General features: G+C 51.9%; 16 protein-coding genes. 1 reads left to right on the top strand and 15 read right to left on the bottom strand.

Translation table 11 applies throughout. The features are described 5' to 3' along the window. Nucleotides 1-11 precede the first annotated feature (11 nt). The 15 genes from cpsG to wza all read right to left on the bottom strand — a co-directional run bounded on the left by cpsG (nt 12) and on the right by wza (nt 15,835). Nucleotides 12-1,382, bottom strand: a complete 1,371-nt coding sequence (gene cpsG / locus A1SC_RS14905; RefSeq protein ID WP_016262119.1) for a colanic acid biosynthesis phosphomannomutase CpsG — start codon at nt 1,380-1,382, stop codon at nt 12-14. Nucleotides 1,383-1,538: 156 nt separating this feature from the next. Next, nucleotides 1,539-2,975, bottom strand: coding sequence for a mannose-1-phosphate guanyltransferase (gene cpsB, locus A1SC_RS14900; protein ID WP_000079312.1), 1,437 nt, complete (start codon nt 2,973-2,975; stop codon nt 1,539-1,541). A gap of 2 nt (nt 2,976-2,977) precedes the next feature. Next, nucleotides 2,978-4,201: a colanic acid biosynthesis fucosyltransferase WcaI gene (wcaI, locus tag A1SC_RS14895; RefSeq protein WP_016262120.1), complete on the bottom strand. Its 1,224-nt coding sequence runs from the start codon at nt 4,199-4,201 to the stop codon at nt 2,978-2,980. Beyond that, nucleotides 4,198-4,677, bottom strand: coding sequence for a GDP-mannose mannosyl hydrolase (gene gmm / locus A1SC_RS14890; protein WP_000479830.1), 480 nt, complete (start codon nt 4,675-4,677; stop codon nt 4,198-4,200). The genes wcaI and gmm overlap by 4 nt, the downstream gene beginning before the upstream one ends. Before the next feature lie 2 nt (nt 4,678-4,679). Then, nucleotides 4,680-5,645 (bottom strand): GDP-L-fucose synthase, encoded by a 966-nt coding sequence (fcl, locus tag A1SC_RS14885; protein ID WP_016262121.1) that lies wholly within the window; start codon nt 5,643-5,645, stop codon nt 4,680-4,682. Nucleotides 5,646-5,647: 2 nt separating this feature from the next. After that, nucleotides 5,648-6,769 (bottom strand): GDP-mannose 4,6-dehydratase, encoded by a 1,122-nt coding sequence (gene gmd / locus A1SC_RS14880; RefSeq protein ID WP_000048206.1) that lies wholly within the window; start codon nt 6,767-6,769, stop codon nt 5,648-5,650. Nucleotides 6,770-6,795: 26 nt separating this feature from the next. After that, a complete protein-coding gene (gene wcaF / locus A1SC_RS14875; RefSeq protein WP_001516634.1) occupies nt 6,796-7,344 on the bottom strand; it encodes a colanic acid biosynthesis acetyltransferase WcaF in 549 nt (182 codons plus the stop codon). A 15-nt stretch (nt 7,345-7,359) separates the two neighbouring features. After that, nucleotides 7,360-8,106 carry a colanic acid biosynthesis glycosyltransferase WcaE gene (gene wcaE, locus A1SC_RS14870; protein WP_001516635.1) on the bottom strand — a complete coding sequence of 249 codons (747 nt, stop codon included), beginning with the start codon at nt 8,104-8,106 and terminating at the stop codon, nt 7,360-7,362. Between the two features lie 129 nt (nt 8,107-8,235). Next, the gene (wcaD, locus tag A1SC_RS14865; RefSeq protein ID WP_000099000.1) at nt 8,236-9,456 is read right to left on the bottom strand and encodes a colanic acid polymerase WcaD; all 1,221 of its coding nucleotides are present in this window, start codon (nt 9,454-9,456) and stop codon (nt 8,236-8,238) included. Beyond that, nucleotides 9,431-10,648, bottom strand: a complete 1,218-nt coding sequence (gene wcaC, locus A1SC_RS14860) for a colanic acid biosynthesis glycosyltransferase WcaC (RefSeq protein ID WP_016262122.1) — start codon at nt 10,646-10,648, stop codon at nt 9,431-9,433. Before wcaC ends, wcaD begins: the two co-directional genes overlap by 26 nt. Continuing rightward, nucleotides 10,645-11,133 (bottom strand): colanic acid biosynthesis acetyltransferase WcaB, encoded by a 489-nt coding sequence (wcaB, locus tag A1SC_RS14855; RefSeq protein WP_000888754.1) that lies wholly within the window; start codon nt 11,131-11,133, stop codon nt 10,645-10,647. The genes wcaC and wcaB overlap by 4 nt, the downstream gene beginning before the upstream one ends. A 2-nt stretch (nt 11,134-11,135) precedes the next feature. Continuing rightward, complete coding sequence (gene wcaA / locus A1SC_RS14850) at nt 11,136-11,975, bottom strand: colanic acid biosynthesis glycosyltransferase WcaA (protein ID WP_016262123.1); 840 nt, start codon at nt 11,973-11,975, stop codon at nt 11,136-11,138. A gap of 106 nt (nt 11,976-12,081) precedes the next feature. Further along, nucleotides 12,082-14,244, bottom strand: coding sequence for a tyrosine-protein kinase Wzc (gene wzc / locus A1SC_RS14845; RefSeq protein WP_000137202.1), 2,163 nt, complete (start codon nt 14,242-14,244; stop codon nt 12,082-12,084). A 2-nt stretch (nt 14,245-14,246) separates the two neighbouring features. After that, nucleotides 14,247-14,690 (bottom strand): low molecular weight protein-tyrosine-phosphatase Wzb, encoded by a 444-nt coding sequence (gene wzb, locus A1SC_RS14840; protein WP_000482894.1) that lies wholly within the window; start codon nt 14,688-14,690, stop codon nt 14,247-14,249. A 5-nt stretch (nt 14,691-14,695) separates the two neighbouring features. Further along, entirely contained in the window at nt 14,696-15,835 is a 1,140-nt protein-coding gene (wza, locus tag A1SC_RS14835) for a polysaccharide export protein Wza (protein WP_000978108.1), read from the bottom strand. Nucleotides 15,836-16,504: 669 nt separating this feature from the next. On the opposite strand from wza, the gene A1SC_RS14830 reads away from it, so the two are divergent. Further along, on the top strand, nt 16,505-18,088 hold the full coding sequence (locus A1SC_RS14830) for a TerC family protein (protein ID WP_000454698.1): 1,584 nt from the start codon (nt 16,505-16,507) through the stop codon (nt 18,086-18,088). The last annotated feature ends 46 nt before the right edge of the window (nt 18,089-18,134 follow it).

The raw sequence follows: 18,134 nt of genomic DNA on the forward strand, positions 1-18,134 counted from the left end.
AAAAACAGACATTACTCGTTCAGCAACGTCAGCAGAGTGCGCGTTCGCGCTTCCATCAGCGGCACATCGCCGCGCGATTCCACATTCAGCCGCACCACCGGTTCAGTGTTGGAGGAGCGCAGATTGAAACGCCAGTCGGCAAAGGTCATGCTGATACCGTCGGTGCGATCCACCGCCAGCGCCTCGCGCCTAAAGTGCTGTTCGACGCGGTTAATTGCCTCAGCGGGTTGCGCCAGCTTGCTGTTGATCTCCCCACTTGCCGGAAATGCCGTCATGCGGTCACGCACCAGTTCACCCAGTGTTTTCCCTTTCAGGCACACCAGTTCGGCTACCAACAGCCACGGGATCATGCCGCTGTCGCAATAAGCAAAATCACGGAAATAGTGATGGGCGCTCATTTCGCCACCGTAGATAGCGTCTTCCTTGCGCATACGTTCTTTAATAAAGGCGTGTCCGGTTTTCGACATCACCGGCGTACCGCCTGCAGCGGTCACCACATCGACAGTGTTCCAGGAGAGACGCGGATCGTGGATGATCTTCGCGCCAGGATTTTTTTCGAGGAACGCTTCTGCCAGCAGGCCGACGATGTAGTAGCCCTCGATAAACTGCCCTTTTTCGTCGAACAGGAAGCAGCGGTCGAAATCGCCATCAAAGGCAATACCCATGTCCGCACCGTGTTTGATAACCGCATTACGCGTATCGTCGCGGCATTCCGGCAGCAGCGGATTAGGAATACCGTTGGGGAAATTGCCGTCTGGCGTGTTGTGCACCTTGATTAATTCCACGGGGGCGTCGAGTGCTTTCAGACGGGCTTCGATAGCATCCACCACCGGCCCCGCAGCGCCGTTACCGGCGTTGATCACCAGCTTGAGCGGCGTGAGGTTTTTGTGGTTGATATAACCGAACAGGTGATCAACGTAAGCGTCACGCAGGTTGATTTGCTGATAGCGACCACGTGTTGTTTCATCGACAGGCGGGAAGTCATTGGCTTCCGCCAGACGCTGGACGTCGCGCAGTCCGGTATCGCCGCTGATCGGGCGAGCCCCTTCGCGCACCAGTTTCATGCCGTTGTAATCCATCGGATTATGGCTGGCGGTGACTTCGATACCGCCATCTACGCCGAGATGGAACGTGGCAAAATAGATCTCTTCGGTGCCTGACATGCCGATATCCAGCACATCGACGCCCGCGTCCTGTAAACCTTTTGCCAGCGCCAGTTTTAAGGTTTCACTGGTGAGGCGGACATCACCACCTAATACAATGGTTTTCGGTTTAAGAAATTCGCCATAGGCGCGACCAATACGCCAGGCAATATCTTCATTCAGTTCTTCGCCTAATTTTCCGCGAATATCGTAGGCTTTAAAGCAGGTTAATTTTTTCATGTCGATACCCTTTTTCAGGCAATAGTTGGCCCTGACCGAAGCGGCCAATTTTGTTTTTGTCGTTATTTACATCGCGATTCGGCATTCATTGCCTGATGCGACACTACCGCGCCTTATCAGGCCTACAAAACCCGAACCACAGGTCGGATAAGGCGTTTACACCCGTCCGTAGCGATCCGAAAAACGCACCACATCATCCTCTTCGAGATAAGAGCCGGAGCGCACTTCAATTAAATCGAGCGGAATTTTCCCCGGATTTTCCAGGCAATGCGTCGCCCCCAGCGGAATATAAATGGACTCGTTTTCACCAAGCAGTTTGATATCACCGTCAATGGTGACTTTTGCCGTTCCCGCCACCACCACCCAGTGTTCTGCCCGGTGATGGTGCATCTGTACCGACAACCCCTCGCCCGGTTTCACGGTGATGCGTTTCACCTGGTAGCGGTCGCCTGCGTCGATAGAGTCATATTTGCCCCACGGGCGGTACACTTCGCGATGCACCCGATGCTCATGACGACCATCAGCTTTGATCTGCTCGACCACTTTTTTCACATCCTGCACCGCGTTCCGATCGGCAATCAACACCGCGTCTTTGGTCTGCACCACGACCAGATCTTTCACCCCAACGGTGGTCACCAGGCCAGATTCGGCATACACATAGCTGTTTTCGGTTTTGTGATTAATCACGTCGCCGTGGCAAACATTGCCCTCGGCGGTGTGTGCGCTGATCTCCCATAATGAGGACCAGGAACCGACATCGCTCCAGCCCGCATCCATCGGCACCACAACGGCATCTGCCGTGCGTTCCATGACCGCGTAATCCACCGACTCTTCCGGGCAGGCGAGAAACGCTTCTTCATCCACACGAATAAAATCGAGATCCGGATCGATGGCGCTCATCGCTTTTTCACAGGCGTCGAGAATATCCGGACGATATTTTTTCAGTTCTTCGAGATAGCGTCCGGCGCGGAACAGGAACATGCCGCTGTTCCAGTAATAATCACCGTTTGCCACATAGCCCTGCGCGGTTTCCAGATTCGGTTTTTCGACAAACTGCGCCACTTCAAAGGCCACCATATCCTGCTCGCCGGGGGAAACGTCGCCGCGACGAATATAGCCATAACCGGTTTCAGGTAGATCCGGCACAATGCCGAAGGTCACCAGCTTGCCCGCTTCGGCATACGGCATGGCATTACGCACGGCGCTGCGAAAAGCGTCCTCATCGGCAATCACATGATCCGCCGCCAGCACCAGCATTAACGGGTCGCTCTCGGGGCTATGGCGTTTTGTCGCCAGTGCCGCCAGCGCAATAGCAGGTGCGGTGTTGCGCCCTACCGGTTCGAGAATAATGTTCTCGGTGAGTTTGTTTAGTTGACGCAATTGCTCCGCGACAATAAAACGATGTTGTTCATTGCAAATCACCACCGGGCTTTCGCACTCCACGCCATTCAGGCGGCAGATGGTGGTTTGCAGCATGGTGAGATCACCTTTCAGGCATAAAAACTGCTTGGGGTAAAGTACGCGGGAAAGTGGCCATAAGCGGCTACCGGAGCCACCTGCCATCACCACAGGATAGAGTTTCGACTGCGCCATAATTATCCCCGAATATCATTTATAAATTGACGTAACACGTTCTCTTTATCGAGCGTGAGTTCGGCATATTCACGTGCCACCGTGTTGTGTCTGGGCAGCAGGAGCGCCTGGCGGATCCCCGCCACCAGCGCCTCTACCGATTCCGGTTCTACGCAAACCGCAATACCTGGAAAGGTGGCGCAAAGCTGCCCCAGTTCTGTGTGGGCTTCTGCGGTAATCACCGCGTTACCGCCTGCCGCCAGAATATTGGTCAGTTTCGACGGCAATACGGCATCTGCCGCGCCGCGTTTTTGCACTACCAGATGGCAATCGCCCATCTTCAGCAGCGCGGGCAAGGCTTTATACGATTGCAGCGGGAAAAATTGCATGTTGCGCAGTCCACGCTGCTGCGCCATTTTTTCCAGCCGCGCTTTGCCGCCGCCCTGCCCGACAATGGCAAAAATCAACGGTTCATCGCGCAGGCGATCGGCGGCTTCAATAACGTTTTCCAGCCCCTGCTTTTCGCCAATATTGCCGGAGTAAAGAATGATTTTTTTGTTATCCGGCAGACCAAGCTGGTTACGAAGGGCGTCGACATCGGCCTGTGCAACGTGCTGAAAACGAGCGATTTCCGACCAGTTGGGGAAGAAGATGACTTTTTCCGCCGCCACGCCTTTTTCGATGGCTTTATTCATCATCGAGCGTGAAATCGTGGAGACATTATCAACGTTGTGCAGCCCGCTACGTTCGAACGCTGTTGCCAGGCGGGCCACTTTGCCGCCGTTGCCTTTTCCGGCAAGACCCAGCCCCAGCATGGCGTCCACTTCGTAATCCTGAATATGCAGCACGGTACGCGCGCCAGAGAGTTTTGCCAGCAGGCGCATTCCTGGCGTGCAAAACAGCGTTGGCACCACGCCGATAATGCGATCCGGCCTCCAGCGGCGTTGCGCCATCAGCGGGAAGAAACTGCTGACGGCAAAACTGCCAAGATGCAAAAGGCGTTTCAGGGTACTGGGCTGTTCTGGCACATACAGCGGGCAGCGCCACACCGTGGCTGCGCCCTCTTCCCGTTTGTACCGCCAGGCGGAATAGTTCTCGCCCACCTGCCACTGCGGATAGTAAGGTGGCGCGGTAATGACCCGCACTTCATGACCTTGTGCTGCCAGCCATTCCACCATCTCGCCAGTGTATTTGCCGATACCGGTTAGCTCTGGCGAGTAGTTAATGCCGTAGACCAGAATTTTCATAAGCCAGGCACTCCGGCACGCTTCTCAGCGAGAAAATAGGCGCGACTGTTCGCATGAACATCGTCACTGGCCAGCAGCGCGTCCGCCGTCAACCAGCGGTAATCGTCATGCTGTTCGTCCGGCAGCAACAGCTCTTCTTCCGCTACCCTGAAGCGAAAACCGAGCACCACATAGTGGGTGGTGAAATCTGTACCGGAGAAGTTATCGTCATAAAAATGCTGCCAGACGCCGTAAAACTGGCCTGCTTTCATCGGCAGTCGCAGCCCCAGTTCCGCCAGCGTCAGCCGCTCAAATGCGGCTTCCAGCGTTTCATCCTTCTGCACGCGCCCTCCCGGCACAAACCAGTAACCCTGCGCCGGGCGGTTGGTTCTTTTGCCAAGCAGGAACTCGCCGCGGCTGTTCTCGACAATAAAGTCGAGAGAGACAAGCGGGGTCGAGCGCACTACTGTGGCAAAGTCTTCCTGACGTAAAAACATCATTACCCCCGAAAACGCACTTGATTCTCAAGAAACCACTGGTAGGTGCTGGCAAGCCCCGCCTCCAGTGAGATTTCGTGATACCAGCCAAGTTGATGCAGGCGTGTCACATCCAACAGTTTGCGCGGCGTGCCGTCCGGTTTGCTGGCGTCGAAAACTACCCGACCTTTGTAGCCCACCACTTTAGCGATAGTTTGCGCCAGCTCGCGGATGGTGCAGTCAACGCCGGTGCCGACATTAATGTGCGACAGCATCGGCTGGGTGTTCTCCAACCAGACTTCGTGCGCCAGCTCCATCACATGAATGCTCGCCGCCGCCATATCATCGACATGCAGAAATTCGCGCATCGGTGTGCCGCTGCCCCACACCACCACGTCCGGCGCATTCTGTGCTGTCGCCTCGTGGAAGCGGCGCAGCAATGCAGGGATCACGTGCGAGTGACTCGGGTGGAAGTTGTCGTGTGGCCCGTACAGGTTGGTCGGCATGACCGAGCGGTAATCGCGTCCATATTGGCGGTTGTATGATTCGCACAGTTTGATCCCGGCGATTTTGGCAATCGCGTAGGGCTCATTGGTCGGCTCCAGCGTCCCCTGTAACAACTCGCTTTCTGCCATCGGCTGTTTTGCCAGTTTTGGGTAGATGCAGGACGAACCGAGAAAGAGCAGTTTGTTCACGTCGTTCTGATGCGCGGCGTGAATGATGTTGCTCTCAATCATCATGTTCTGGTAGATGAAATCCGCCGGATAAGTATTGTTGGCAACAATGCCGCCCACTTTCGCCGCCGCCAGATACACCTGGTCAATGCGCTCACTGGCAAAGAAATCATCCACCGCGCGGCTGTCCAGCAGGTTCAGTTCGTCGCGGGTACGCAATACCAGTTCCACATCGCCGCGCTGTTCGAGCTGGCGCTTGATGGCGGAACCGACCATCCCGCGATGGCCAGCGATAAAAATACGTTGTTTACTCATGCTTAAGACTCCAGCGCGATCGCCACGTCGTAGCCGTGAGATTTCAGCAGAGAGTGTTTTTTCGCTGCCTCAAGGTCGTTAGCCACCATTTCAGAGACCATCTCTTTGAGAGTGATTTCCGGTTTCCAGCCCAGTTTTTCGTGCGCTTTGGTCGGATCACCGAGCAGCGTTTCAACTTCAGCCGGACGGAAGTAACGTGGGTCAACGGCGATAATTACATCACCCGGTTTTACGCCTGGTGCGTCATGCCCGGTGACGGAAACCACTATGCCCTTCTCTTCAACGCCCGTGCCTTCAAAGCGCAGTTTGATACCCAGTTGTGCCGCCGCCATTTCCACAAACTGGCGCACGGAGTACTGAACGCCGGTAGCGATAACGAAATCTTCTGGCTGTTCCTGTTGCAGCATCATCCACTGCATTTTTACGTAATCTTTGGCATGACCCCAGTCACGCAGGGAATCCATATTGCCGAGGTACAGGCAGGACTCCAGCCCCTGAGCGATGTTGGCGATTGCGCGGGTAATTTTGCGGGTGACGAAGGTTTCGCCACGGCGCGGCGATTCATGATTAAACAGAATGCCGTTGCAGGCGTACATGCCATAGGATTCGCGGTAGTTGACGGTTATCCAGTAGGCGTACAGTTTGGCGACCGCATACGGAGAGCGCGGGTAGAACGGCGTAGTCTCTTTCTGTGGAATTTCCTGCACCAGACCGTACAGTTCAGAGGTGGAAGCCTGATAGAAACGGGTTTTCTTTTCCAGACCGAGGAAGCGGATCGCCTCCAGCAGACGCAGCGTGCCCATCGCGTCAACGTCTGCGGTATATTCCGGTGATTCAAAAGAAACCGCAACGTGGCTCATCGCGCCCAGGTTGTACACTTCGTCCGGCTGTACTTCACGCAAAATGCGCGTCAGGTTGGAGGTATCACTCAGGTCGCCATAATGCAGATGGAATTTCGGGTTGCAGGTGTGTGGATCCTGATAAATATGATCCACGCGCTCGGTATTGAATGACGATGCGCGGCGCTTAATACCATGCACCTCGTAACCTTTCTCCAGCAGCAGTTCTGCCAGGTAAGAACCATCTTGTCCGGTTACGCCGGTGATGAGAGCGACTTTTGACATGTCTTATTCCTCTGTATTTTTTGAATTTATTCAGTTTCAACGCGTTTGCGTATCACCACTGCGGGGTTCCCCCGGCAAACCACATTTGCCGGAAGCGATTTAAAAACACTGCTTCGCGCACCTACGACGGTGCCGTCGGCAATAGTGACGCCGGGCGCGACAAAAACATCCGTCGCCAGCCAGCATTTCTCGCCAATCACAATTGGCAAGGCGTTAATAGTGAAATAGTCACTTGCATGATCATGACTGCCGGTACACAAATAACTTTTTTGTGAAATTACCGAATGAGCGCCAATGGTAATTTCGCCAAGGGTATATAAATTAACCTCATCACCGATCCACGCGTAATCACCTAAAGTTAATTTCCACGGATAAGTAATTTTTACTGACGGGCGAATAACTACGTTTTTTCCTATTTTTGCGCCGAATAAACGTAACAAAAATGCCCGCCAGCGATACAATACTTGCGGTGACCAGGCAAATAATGTTGCCTGTACCGTCCACCATAATTGCACTTTAATCGCGTTGCCGCCCCGGAACCCTTTCGGCACCGAAAACCCACTTAAATCCTGCATCGTTTTCCCTTATATTCAGCTTTTGTTATATAAGGCTTTCGTCTTTGAGGTAGTACGCTGGCGTAAATGCCAGGATAATTCAGCCCAGAAGCCAGGCACATGTAATATTTGTCGTTGTACTTTTTTGGCGTCTGCACACAATTCCATATTATTGGTGGTAGAAATTCCGCCCATGGAAAATTCAGACACCAGGCCATTGAGTTTTTTAAATGCGTAACCGGCCTTATACATTTTGGCCGCCAGCGCGTAATCGGAAGAAACTTTATATTCCAGATCATAACGCCATTTTTTCAGACCAGAAACCGGGAAAAATATCGCCTGATGACTGGCGGGCAGACTGTGATAAATATACCAGCCAGGTTTGGCGCTACGTTTAATTTTATGGCCATCGCCAAAATCCAGCAGCGCATCGCCAGTGACCATCACGTTATCTTGTTGTGTTTTTAACTTACGCACAAAATTCGCGGCATTCGGGTGAAAGATATCGCCCGAGTTAAGAAACAAAGCAAATTTGCCTTGCGCCATCGCAATGCCTTTGTTCATGGCGTCGTAGATGCCGTTATCTGGCTCACTGACAAAGCGTAAGTTATGAACACCATTGAGATTTTCCAGATACTCACGGCTGCCGTCGTTCGAACCGCCATCGACAACAATCCATTCGAAGCTGATATCCTCCGCCTGCGCCAGATGCGTCAGGGAGGCGTGTGTTTTAACTATCCCTTCGAGATTACGAAACGCGACGGTGATTATGCTAAGCAACATGTTCTTTCTTACCTCGTAATACCCGTCATACTTCAAGCTGCATGTGCGTTGGTTTTCCTCGCTCCCCCCAGTCACGTACTCGTGTACGCTCCTGGGATTCGCTGTGTCACCAACTTCCTGCAACTCGAATTATTTAGGGTGTATATTTAACGCTTTTCGCAAAATAAACGGACAGACGATTAAAAATGCATATTCCGGGCTAAATATTGAACCGGTAAAAAACAGCGACACCGGAGTAAAAAGATATAATTGCACGCGAAAATTGCGGTTATCACCAAAAGCGTTGAGCATCATTTTTATCACTTTCCCCATGTACCACAGCGATAAAAACACCGCGAACCAGGAAAAATAAATAATCAGCAGATATAAACCATTGTCTATGGTTTTTCCGACATCCGCACCGTTAAATATTCCGAATGATGCGACATATTCATAAAGTGAGCCAAATCTGACCACACCGTCAATATGGGTCAAAGAATAACCGACCATCACCAGCGGACCAACAATACGATAATACGATGACGATCCTTCCGTACCTAAATCTCCCAGACGGGTGGAAATATAAGGAAACGCAATGACCACACCAACCAGGAATACAGCCAAAGAAATCAATGCCAGCGGTAATTTTTTCTTAATCGCCTCTTTATTCAGATACTGAAATGCCCACTCCAGCAAATAAAACAGGATAAAGGTCATAACCCCTGAAAACGATCCGGATAATATTATCCCTGCGAGAATCATAGCATCGGTTTTAGGGGTTTTGATACCAAACTGTTTGATACTGAGCCAAATTGAGATTAATGCCAGAGCGAAAAATGCCGGTTCGAAATAAAGTGCCGTAGTACGCTTGCCACCGAATTTAATGAAATTCAGTACATAGCTGTTACTGTAAATCAGGTATTTCGAAATCGACTCCATAATACTGCTGCCGCCAGTAAGGATAATTTGCGCCATCTCCACCGCCGCCAGCGCCACCACCAGCCCAACCACCAAATAAAAGAAGCGTAATATCTTGCGGTGGTTGTGTGGCGAAATGGTTTTAAAGCGAATGCTCCACACCATGCCAATAATGATCACGATATAGACAAACAGCATCGTCGAGGTAACGTATTTGCTGGCATCCAAAGACTGACCAAACAGGTAGTTAAACGCCGTGAGTCCCGCACCAATCCCTAACGCTATCATCAATTTTTTAACGCTGATGCGCTCTAAAAACAGCAACAACAAGACAGGCAAAAAGGTGACGATGGTGATGGGAAAACTTTCGCCAAGCTGGGCGATTTTGACGTTAACCAGCAGGTAAATCAGCGGCAACAGCAGGTAGCTACAGATCCTGATAGAACTTGACATACTCCTCCAGCATCTGTTGTCCACTGTAGGCGGTGCGACTGCGCTGGCTGAACCCGGTAAGTGTGGTGCCAAATATCGCCTGCGCGATTTCTGGTTTACTTAACTGCACCAGTTGCAGCACTTCTTCTTCGCTGACGGTTTTACCGCCAGACTTTTGCAGCACTTCCCACGCCGCGTCGCTGTGAGTGGCAATCACCGGCACACCGATGGATAACGCTTCACACAAAATCAGCGGGTAGTTATCGACGCGAGAGCTAAATACCAGCGCATCCATTTGATTAAGCGCACTCATCAGCTTACGTTTGTCGGTTTCAAAACCGTGATTGACCACGTTGCCTGCGCTAAACGGCGAGAACTTACCGAAGGTATGAAGTTCGATTTTATCGCCCAGCGCCATCATTTCGCGTACCAGTCGCTGGCTAGTTTTGCCGTCATAACGCAGGTCATGCGCCACCACAGCGATTTTCGGCTTGCCCTGGGTTTCGCGCACCGGTGGCAGTTCCGCCAGAATTGCCTCGGTTGCCACGTCAATCCCGTTATTGATAATCCGGCAACGTCCAGGCCCGTACAGACTATTGAAAGCGTCAGCCACATGCTGGCTGGGGGAAATAAACTGACAGCCCAGCGCCAGCATCTCACGGAACAACTGGCGTTTGCCTGTAACTCGCTGGTGCGCGCGATCAACCTTCACCGGCGGATAGTTATTTAGAGTCGGGCATTTCTGACAGCCCGTTTTCCAGCCTTCACAACCGTCGGTAAAGGCGCAGCGTCCGGTGACACTCCAGTGGTCGTGCAGCGTCCAGAGCAGAGTGACATCTGGCTTGTGGTTTTTCACTTTTTCGCAAAATCTCACCACGTTGTTGAGATTCAACCAGTAACTGTGCAGGACATGAAAATGCAGCACCACTGGCCCCTGCGTGCGGGTAATGGTGCGATATAACGCATTAAAATTGCCGAACACGTCGCGGTTAAACAGTGGAAACAGTGCGATATTCGCCATCGCCGTCAGGCGTGGGGTGTGTTTAATCACCTGCGGATAGTTTTGATGGCTGACACTCTCTTTGCCGCCCTTGCCGTAGCCGTAGACAAAATGTGACGCCAGCCCCTGTTGCAGTGCGCGCTGGTGGAGATCTAACGCCACGCCTGCCGCCCCACCCTCCGCCAGCCGCACATTAAATTGCAAAATATTCATTTAATTACCTTCACTCGCGCTTTTTCTCCCACCACCAGCGCGTTGTCCGGGACAGCATCGAGCACCACGCTGCCCGCGCCGACAGTCACGTTGTGACCAATGGTGATATCGCCAAGAATAATGACATTGGCACCGAGTTCGACGCCGTTGCCAATTTGGGGGCACGCCATGTTGTCGGCTCCTCGATTGCCAATAGTGACGCCGTGGCGAATGGTGAAATCATCCCCCGCCACCACGTTTTTATTGATCACCACCGCGTAGCCGTGATGGATGGTAAAACGACGTCCGATGGTCGCGGCAGCCTGGATTTCATAACCGAAAAAGCATTCAGTGATAATGCGATACAGCACCAGCAGCGGAACCGCCCACAGATTGTTGAGGACGTTCTTTTTGCGCCACACCGAGCAAAAATGGGCAACGCGATAGGCGAGAACCATGCAGCACGGGCGGAGACTCCAGCTATTGGCGCGCAGATCTTCCAGCATCCTTAGCGCCCCCGCAGCCCGTCCGCCAGACGTTTACCATTGCGCACTGACAACAGTGTCAGCAAAGTGCGCCAGGTCATGTGCTTATTGCGGATTTGATAGAGGGTAAACAGTTGATACTTTTTGCTGGCGCGGTCGAATTTGTCTTTGTGCTTGCGGTAAAAATGGAAGTATCCGGAGAATTTTTTCGGTGACGAGGTGATCTGCATTTCGCCGTGATTGATATGCAGGATCTGCGTCGCCTCTTCCACTTTCCACGGTTCGCCATACTCCACCACCATCCGCAGGAAGATGTCGTAATCCTGTGCCGCTTTCAGTTCGGTATCGAACAAGCACTCTTTGAAACGCCACGCCCAGGTAAAAACCTGGTTGCCGATGATGTTGCGCTTGTAGAACAGGCGGCGTGAATACGGCGATTTGGGATACAGCGGCAGGCTTGCCGGTTGGGAATAGACTTCGCCCTGGCAAACGTAGTCGTTAGCGTACAAAAAGGCGTGAGTGACCAGTTGCTGTTTATGGGCGAGGAAGACACTCAGGCGGTTGGGTGTCCACTCGTCATCGTCATCGATCCCGGTGATGTATTCCCCTTGAGCCAGCATAATCGCCTGGTTGCGTACCGCGCAGGCTCCACTGTTAATATCGTTGTGAATGTAGGTGATGCGTGGGTCATTGAGGGCTGTGACGTATTGTTGCAACTGTTCCCAGGACGTAGAGCAATCATCAACGATGATCATCTCCCAGTTGCTGTAGTCCTGGCGCAGGACCGATTTGATCGCCCGAATCGCCAGTTGTTGGCGGTTCCAGGTCGGCATATAGATTGAGATCAGCGGATTTTCTTTCATAGTTTGTTCTCCCGGCTTATGAGCTGGTTTGCTTGCCGGATGCGGCGTGAACGCCTTATCCGGCCTACGGGGCGGTGCGAATGCAGGTATCGGGAAACCGACCTCGTTATTTTGCATCCGACTTATATTCATATTCGTAGTAGCCATAATCCTGATACGCACTGGCGCGGCGGAAGATGGAGTTCAGAATCACCCCTTTCACCGTAATCCCGTTTTGCTCAAAACGGCTGAGGCTGGTTTCCACTTCTTTCAAGGTGTTGACCGCATAACGTGCCACCATCAAGGTGGTTCCGACATGACGCCCGACAATTGCCGCATCGGTCACCGCCAGAATCGGCGGCGTATCAATCAACACCAGGTCGTAGTTTTTACTCGCCCAGCTCACCAGTTCGGCAAAGCGTTCGCTCATCAGAAGTTCAGACGGATTCGGCGGCACCTGACCGCGCGGGATCAGGTCAAAATTAGGAATCGAAGTGGGTTTGGCACTGGCCGCAATATCACCCTTGCCAATCAGTAGCTCCGACAGGCCATTGACGTTATTGGTGCCGAGTAACTCGTGGGTATAGCCTTTGCGCATATCGCAGTCGATCAACAACACCCGTTTATTGGTCTGACTGATCACCGCGGCAAGGTTGGCACAGACAAAGGTTTTACCAATTGACGGGCTAACCCCGGTCAGCATCAGCACATTATTTTGCGCCTGCATCATCGCGAAGTGCAGGCTGGTACGCAGACTGCGGACGGCTTCAATCGCCAGATCGGTTGGATTCCCCACCGCCAACAACTGGCTCTGTTTGTAGCGTTTAATACCTTTAATCGTTTTGACACTATCGCGTGCTTTCTGCCATTCCGACAGTGGAATGCTGGCGTAAACGCTGATGCCATGTTCTTCCAGCACCTGCGGGCTTTCAATACCGCGATTAAACAGTGAGCGCAGCAACACGCCAACAATGGAGAGCATCAGGCCGAGGATAATCGCACCAAGAATAATCAACCCTTTCTTCGGTTTCAGTACACCAGGCTGGGTGATTGCCGGGTCAACAATACGTACATCACCGACGGTACTGGCTTCAGTAATTTTCAGCTCCTGCTCTTTATTCAGCAGTTGCATATAGACCTGTTGACCAGATTCCACATCGCGGGTCAGGCGCACAATCTCTTGCTGAGTTTTCGGCATCGCCGTCACCCGGCCGTTAAGTTTGGCTTTTTCGTCTTCCAGTGCCTGACGTTTCTCCAGCAAGGTACGGTAGGCCGGGTGGACTTTGGTATACAGTTTGGAGATTTCCGCCTCTTTAAAGGTCAGTTCGTTAAGCTGTGCGTCGATGTTGACCATCGAATCGAGCACTGCTTTTGCTTCCAGCGGTAAATCGACGGAATCTTTATCCTGACGGAAGGCATTCAGTTTGTTTTCAGCGACATCAAGGCGGCTGCGCACTTCCGGCAACTGCTGTGCGAGGAAGGCGAGGCTTTTCGACGCTTCTGCCGACTTACGTTCAATATTTTGTTCCTGATAGTTACGGGCGATGCTGTTAAGAATGTCGCGGATCTGTTCGCGATCTTCACCGGTATAAGTCAGGCTAAGTACACCAGCGTCTTTGCCGTTCTCCGTTACCGTCAGGCTATTTTGCAGTTGATTAATCATCCCGAGCGTGGAGTATTTCGTAACCGTAAACGCACTGCCCGGACTGGCGTGAATGGCTTCGACCATCAGCGCGACGCCCTCTTTTTTCAGCATCTGGCCTGCTTGCCCACGGGCGCTAAAGCCACCATCACTGATCAGGGTGTAGTTTTTGTTGTCCAGAACGTTAAGCGTAAATACCTGATCCGCCATCTCTTTTGGACGGTTAAAGGTGGTCACTTTCACCGTCTCGTTCTGGCGTCCCATCAGACGATCCCAACCCGCACCGAAAATCGGGAACGTGTTTTTGCTCACCGCAATATCAAGGTCGAGATCGTCAACCGTTTTGCCGAGCACCAGACGCGATCGAATCAACTGGATCTCGGCGTCCGATGCTGGCGGTTTGTTGGCTAACGCCGAACCGATGTCCTGCACCAGCGAATTACCGCCACTTTGTTCGATTTGAACCAGTGCATCGGCGCTGTAAATCGGCGTGGCGAAGAAGGTGTAAATCACGGCACAGAGGGCGAATACGGCAGTGATGCCAAGCACCCACCAGCGCGCTTCAATGACGGTGCCGACCAGACGACCAATATCGATTTCATCACTGCCCGTTACCGGAGCGGCATGTTGTTTTACTTTTTCTGTCATTCTTATACCTGCTCTGCGTTCAATGCCTGCGCCCACTGGCGGGCAGACCGTTCAAGTAATGTGTACACCGCTGCAAACGTTTCCCGACTTTTGCGATAGGGGTCGGGGATTTCACATTCGTTATCCCAGTGACCAAACAGCATCACTTTGCCGCGCATCTCCGGCGCTATCTCGCATAAACGGGCGATATGGCGCTTTTCCATGGTCAAAATCAGGTCGTAGTTGCGACACAGGCGGCGGCTGATTTGCCGGGCGCAGTGACCTTCCAGAGACAGTTGATGTTCTGCGGCGACGCTGATGGCGGTAGGATCAGCGCCTTTACCTACCAACGCACCGAGCCCAGCGGACTCCACTTTCAGCTCAGGGTGATAACGTTGCAGTAAGCGCTCCGCCGTCGGGGAGCGGCAAATATTGCCGACGCAGACAACTAAGATGTTGTTAAACATGACGATTACCAGTTATGAATGTCGCTGGCTGTATCCGTCATGTAACGGACACCGCTAATAGTTGGCAGCAACTGATTGATCAGGCGGTTCCAGCGGGAAACCGGGGCGGTGGTGACATACACCACATCGTAAGGCTGGAGGCGGAATTCCGTCGCCATCACCAGCGAAGTGGCATCGGACATATCCAACTGGTAGATATTGGCAATCTTGCCGCCGCGCCCGCCCTCGCCTTTCAGCGGACGAATGACAAAGATGCCGCTGGCGTTAGAGGTGGTCATATCAATACCTTCGGCATTGCCCAGGGCTTCAGTCAGGGTCATGCCGCTAAAGTCCATTTTCAGGGTGCTCTGTTTCTTCACTTCGCCCATCACGAACACTTTCAGATCGTCATTACGCGGCACGTAAAGAATATCGCCCGGATAAAGCAGTCGGTTCTGGTTGAGATCGCCGTTTTGCATCAGCGCCTGCAAAGAAATACGTTCTTCGCGGCCATTGTGTGTCAGAACGACGTTGCGCCAGTCGGCGGTGTCGGTCAGGCCACCAGCGGCGTTAATGGCATCGAGAATGGTCAGCGGCACGTTGGTAATGGCCTGCTGACCGGATTTATTCACCTGGCCGGAGATATAGGCTTTTTGCGAACGGAAGGCGGCGATATTAACGTCCACCTGCGGGTCAGCGATGTATGTCGCTAAGCGGCGGGTAATATCACTGCGAATTTCAGCGAGAGTTTTGCCCACCACGTGAACCTTGCCAATATACGGATAGAACATGGTGCCGTCAGGCTGTACCCAGTTACCGGCATCGCTGGAGCTGCGGTACTGACCGGCAGGCGTGGTGAGTTCAGGGTGATCCCAGACAGTGACGTTAAGAACATCGCCGGGTCCAACACGATACTGGTAATTAGCAATCTCACTTTCCAGCGTCATATTAGGGCGCGCCACGTTGGGGCGTGGGCGTAATTGATCAACCAGACGCGGGGTAAGCGGATAAACATTCACCATTTTGTCGAGATCGAAATCAGCGTCCTGCTGTTTGATGACGTCTTTACCCATCGTAGACATATTGCTGCCCGGAAGTACTGTGCAACCGCTTATCAAGGTTACTGACACCAATAATGGCATCAATTTCATTTTGGATTTCATCATTGTTTATTTATCACTTTGGCAGAGTCATTATCCTGTGCATTATTCGTCGCAATATCACTATGCACATTTACCTTGCAGTTAATTGAATAAAAATTTAACTGGCATCAGTCCTAAAAAAATTGATTTCATCCGCAGGCTATTGACAGAATAATTCAGACTCATCGTTCAGGCATCCAGACACGCTACCGCCCCTGGCTTTTTAGCTACCAATACACTGATTTGGTTCAAATTTTCTAACCCCTTCACCATGCAACAGTCTATGTGAAAGCATTATTCCGGAAATTATTTCCCCGACTATAAGATAGCATTATGGTAATTAAATATTTGCTCTCCAATAATTCAGGAAGAAGTGTTACAGCTAAAGGAATAGCAGGCAAGGTAACAAATCGGTAATTGACTATTTTTAAGAATTATATGAAGGCTATTTTTTGTATCTTTTAGGAGTTTCTTTATGTTGACAATATTTAATATACCACCTCCATATGCGATATTTCTTAAATATATTTGCGATAAGAGAGTTATTTTCAACACAAAATAAAGGGGATTGATTACCGGATTCATTGTGAATAAAAATCTGATAAGTCATGCCTGAGCATTGCAATTTGGCGCATCATTATCCATGATCGAATTGTGACATTTGTCATACAACGAATAGGTATTGCACTTACTATGGAATGGATTGCCGATCCGTCTATCTGGGCCGGGTTAATCACGCTGATAGTGATCGAACTGGTCCTCGGTATTGATAACCTGGTCTTTATTGCCATCCTCGCAGAAAAACTACCGCCGAAGCAGCGCGACCGCGCACGAGTTACCGGACTACTGCTGGCAATGTTAATGCGCCTGTTACTGCTGGCGTCAATCTCCTGGCTGGTCACTCTGACCCAACCGCTGTTTAGCTTCCGCTCGTTTACCTTTAGCGCCCGCGACTTAATCATGCTGTTCGGTGGTTTCTTCCTGCTGTTCAAAGCTACGATGGAGCTGAACGAGCGGCTGGAAGGGAAAGACAGCAATAACCCCACACAACGCAAAGGAGCGAAGTTCTGGGGCGTGGTGACGCAGATAGTCGTGCTGGACGCCATCTTCTCTCTCGACTCGGTGATTACCGCCGTTGGGATGGTCGATCATTTACTGGTAATGATGGCCGCCGTCGTTATCGCTATCAGTCTGATGCTGATGGCCAGCAAGCCGTTAACTCAGTTCGTTAATAGCCACCCAACCATCGTTATACTGTGCTTAAGTTTCCTGTTGATGATTGGCTTTAGCCTGGTCGCGGAAGGTTTCGGATTCGCCATTCCGAAGGGGTATTTGTACGCTGCTATTGGTTTCTCAGTGATGATCGAGGCGCTCAACCAGTTAGCCATCTTTAACCGACGCCGTTTTCTTTCCGCCAACCAGACGCTGCGTCAGCGCACAACCGAAGCAGTGATGCGCCTGTTAAGCGGGCAAAAAGAAGATGCAGAACTGGATGCCGAAACCGCGTCAATGCTGGTGGATCATGATAATCAGCAAATCTTTAATCCGCAGGAGCGGCGGATGATCGAGCGGGTACTCAATCTGAACCAGCGTACCGTCAGCAGCATTATGACCTCACGTCACGATATTGAGCATATTGATCTCAACGCCCCGGAAGAAGAGATCCGCCGGTTACTGGAGCGGAATCAGCACACGCGTCTGGTCGTTACCGACGGTGACGACGCCGAAGATTTGCTCGGTGTTGTTCACGTTATCGACCTGCTGCAACAGTCGCTGCGCGGTGAACCGCTCAACCTGCGGGTGTTAATTCGCCAGCCGCTGGTATTTCCGGAAACCTTGCCATTGTTACCTGCCCTCGAGCAGTTCCGTAACGCTCGCACGCACTTTGCTTTTGTGGTGGATGAGTTTGGCTCAGTGGAAGGGATTGTGACATTAAGTGACGTCACCGAAACCATCGCCGGGAACCTGCCGAACGAAGTGGAAGAGATCGACGCCCGTCATGATATTCAGAAAAACGCCGACGGTTCCTGGACGGCAAATGGCCATATGCCGCTGGAAGATCTGGTGCAATATGTGCCGCTGCCGCTGGACGAGAAGCGTGAATATCACACCATTGCCGGGCTGCTGATGGAATATTTGCAGCGCATTCCACAACCTGGCGAAGAAGTACAGGTAGGGGATTATTTGCTCAAAACGTTGCAGGTGGAGAGTCATCGCGTACAGAAGGTGCAGATTATTCCGCTGCATAAGGAAGATAATTTGGAGTATGAGGTGTGAGGGCATGTAGGCCTGATAAGACGCGTAAAGCGTCGCATCAGGCGTT

The organism is Escherichia sp. KTE52 (assembly GCF_000408325.1).
GTDB classification, from domain to species: Bacteria; Pseudomonadota; Gammaproteobacteria; order Enterobacterales; family Enterobacteriaceae; genus Escherichia; species Escherichia marmotae.

What these genes read in the sequence shown, in the direction of transcription:
- cpsG (WP_016262119.1), bottom strand. Translation starts at nt 1,382, where the DNA reads ATGAAAAAATTAACCTGCTTTAAAGCCTACGATATTCGCGGAAAATTA.
- cpsB (WP_000079312.1), bottom strand. Translation starts at nt 2,975, where the DNA reads ATGGCGCAGTCGAAACTCTATCCTGTGGTGATGGCAGGTGGCTCCGGT.
- wcaI (WP_016262120.1), bottom strand. Translation starts at nt 4,201, where the DNA reads ATGAAAATTCTGGTCTACGGCATTAACTACTCGCCAGAGCTAACCGGT.
- gmm (WP_000479830.1), bottom strand. Translation starts at nt 4,677, where the DNA reads ATGTTTTTACGTCAGGAAGACTTTGCCACAGTAGTGCGCTCGACCCCG.
- fcl (WP_016262121.1), bottom strand. Translation starts at nt 5,645, where the DNA reads ATGAGTAAACAACGTATTTTTATCGCTGGCCATCGCGGGATGGTCGGT.
- gmd (WP_000048206.1), bottom strand. Translation starts at nt 6,769, where the DNA reads ATGTCAAAAGTCGCTCTCATCACCGGCGTAACCGGACAAGATGGTTCT.
- wcaF (WP_001516634.1), bottom strand. Translation starts at nt 7,344, where the DNA reads ATGCAGGATTTAAGTGGGTTTTCGGTGCCGAAAGGGTTCCGGGGCGGC.
- wcaE (WP_001516635.1), bottom strand. Translation starts at nt 8,106, where the DNA reads ATGTTGCTTAGCATAATCACCGTCGCGTTTCGTAATCTCGAAGGGATA.
- wcaD (WP_000099000.1), bottom strand. Translation starts at nt 9,456, where the DNA reads ATGTCAAGTTCTATCAGGATCTGTAGCTACCTGCTGTTGCCGCTGATT.
- wcaC (WP_016262122.1), bottom strand. Translation starts at nt 10,648, where the DNA reads ATGAATATTTTGCAATTTAATGTGCGGCTGGCGGAGGGTGGGGCGGCA.
- wcaB (WP_000888754.1), bottom strand. Translation starts at nt 11,133, where the DNA reads ATGCTGGAAGATCTGCGCGCCAATAGCTGGAGTCTCCGCCCGTGCTGC.
- wcaA (WP_016262123.1), bottom strand. Translation starts at nt 11,975, where the DNA reads ATGAAAGAAAATCCGCTGATCTCAATCTATATGCCGACCTGGAACCGC.
- wzc (WP_000137202.1), bottom strand. Translation starts at nt 14,244, where the DNA reads ATGACAGAAAAAGTAAAACAACATGCCGCTCCGGTAACGGGCAGTGAT.
- wzb (WP_000482894.1), bottom strand. Translation starts at nt 14,690, where the DNA reads ATGTTTAACAACATCTTAGTTGTCTGCGTCGGCAATATTTGCCGCTCC.
- wza (WP_000978108.1), bottom strand. Translation starts at nt 15,835, where the DNA reads ATGATGAAATCCAAAATGAAATTGATGCCATTATTGGTGTCAGTAACC.
- A1SC_RS14830 (WP_000454698.1), top strand. Translation starts at nt 16,505, where the DNA reads ATGGAATGGATTGCCGATCCGTCTATCTGGGCCGGGTTAATCACGCTG.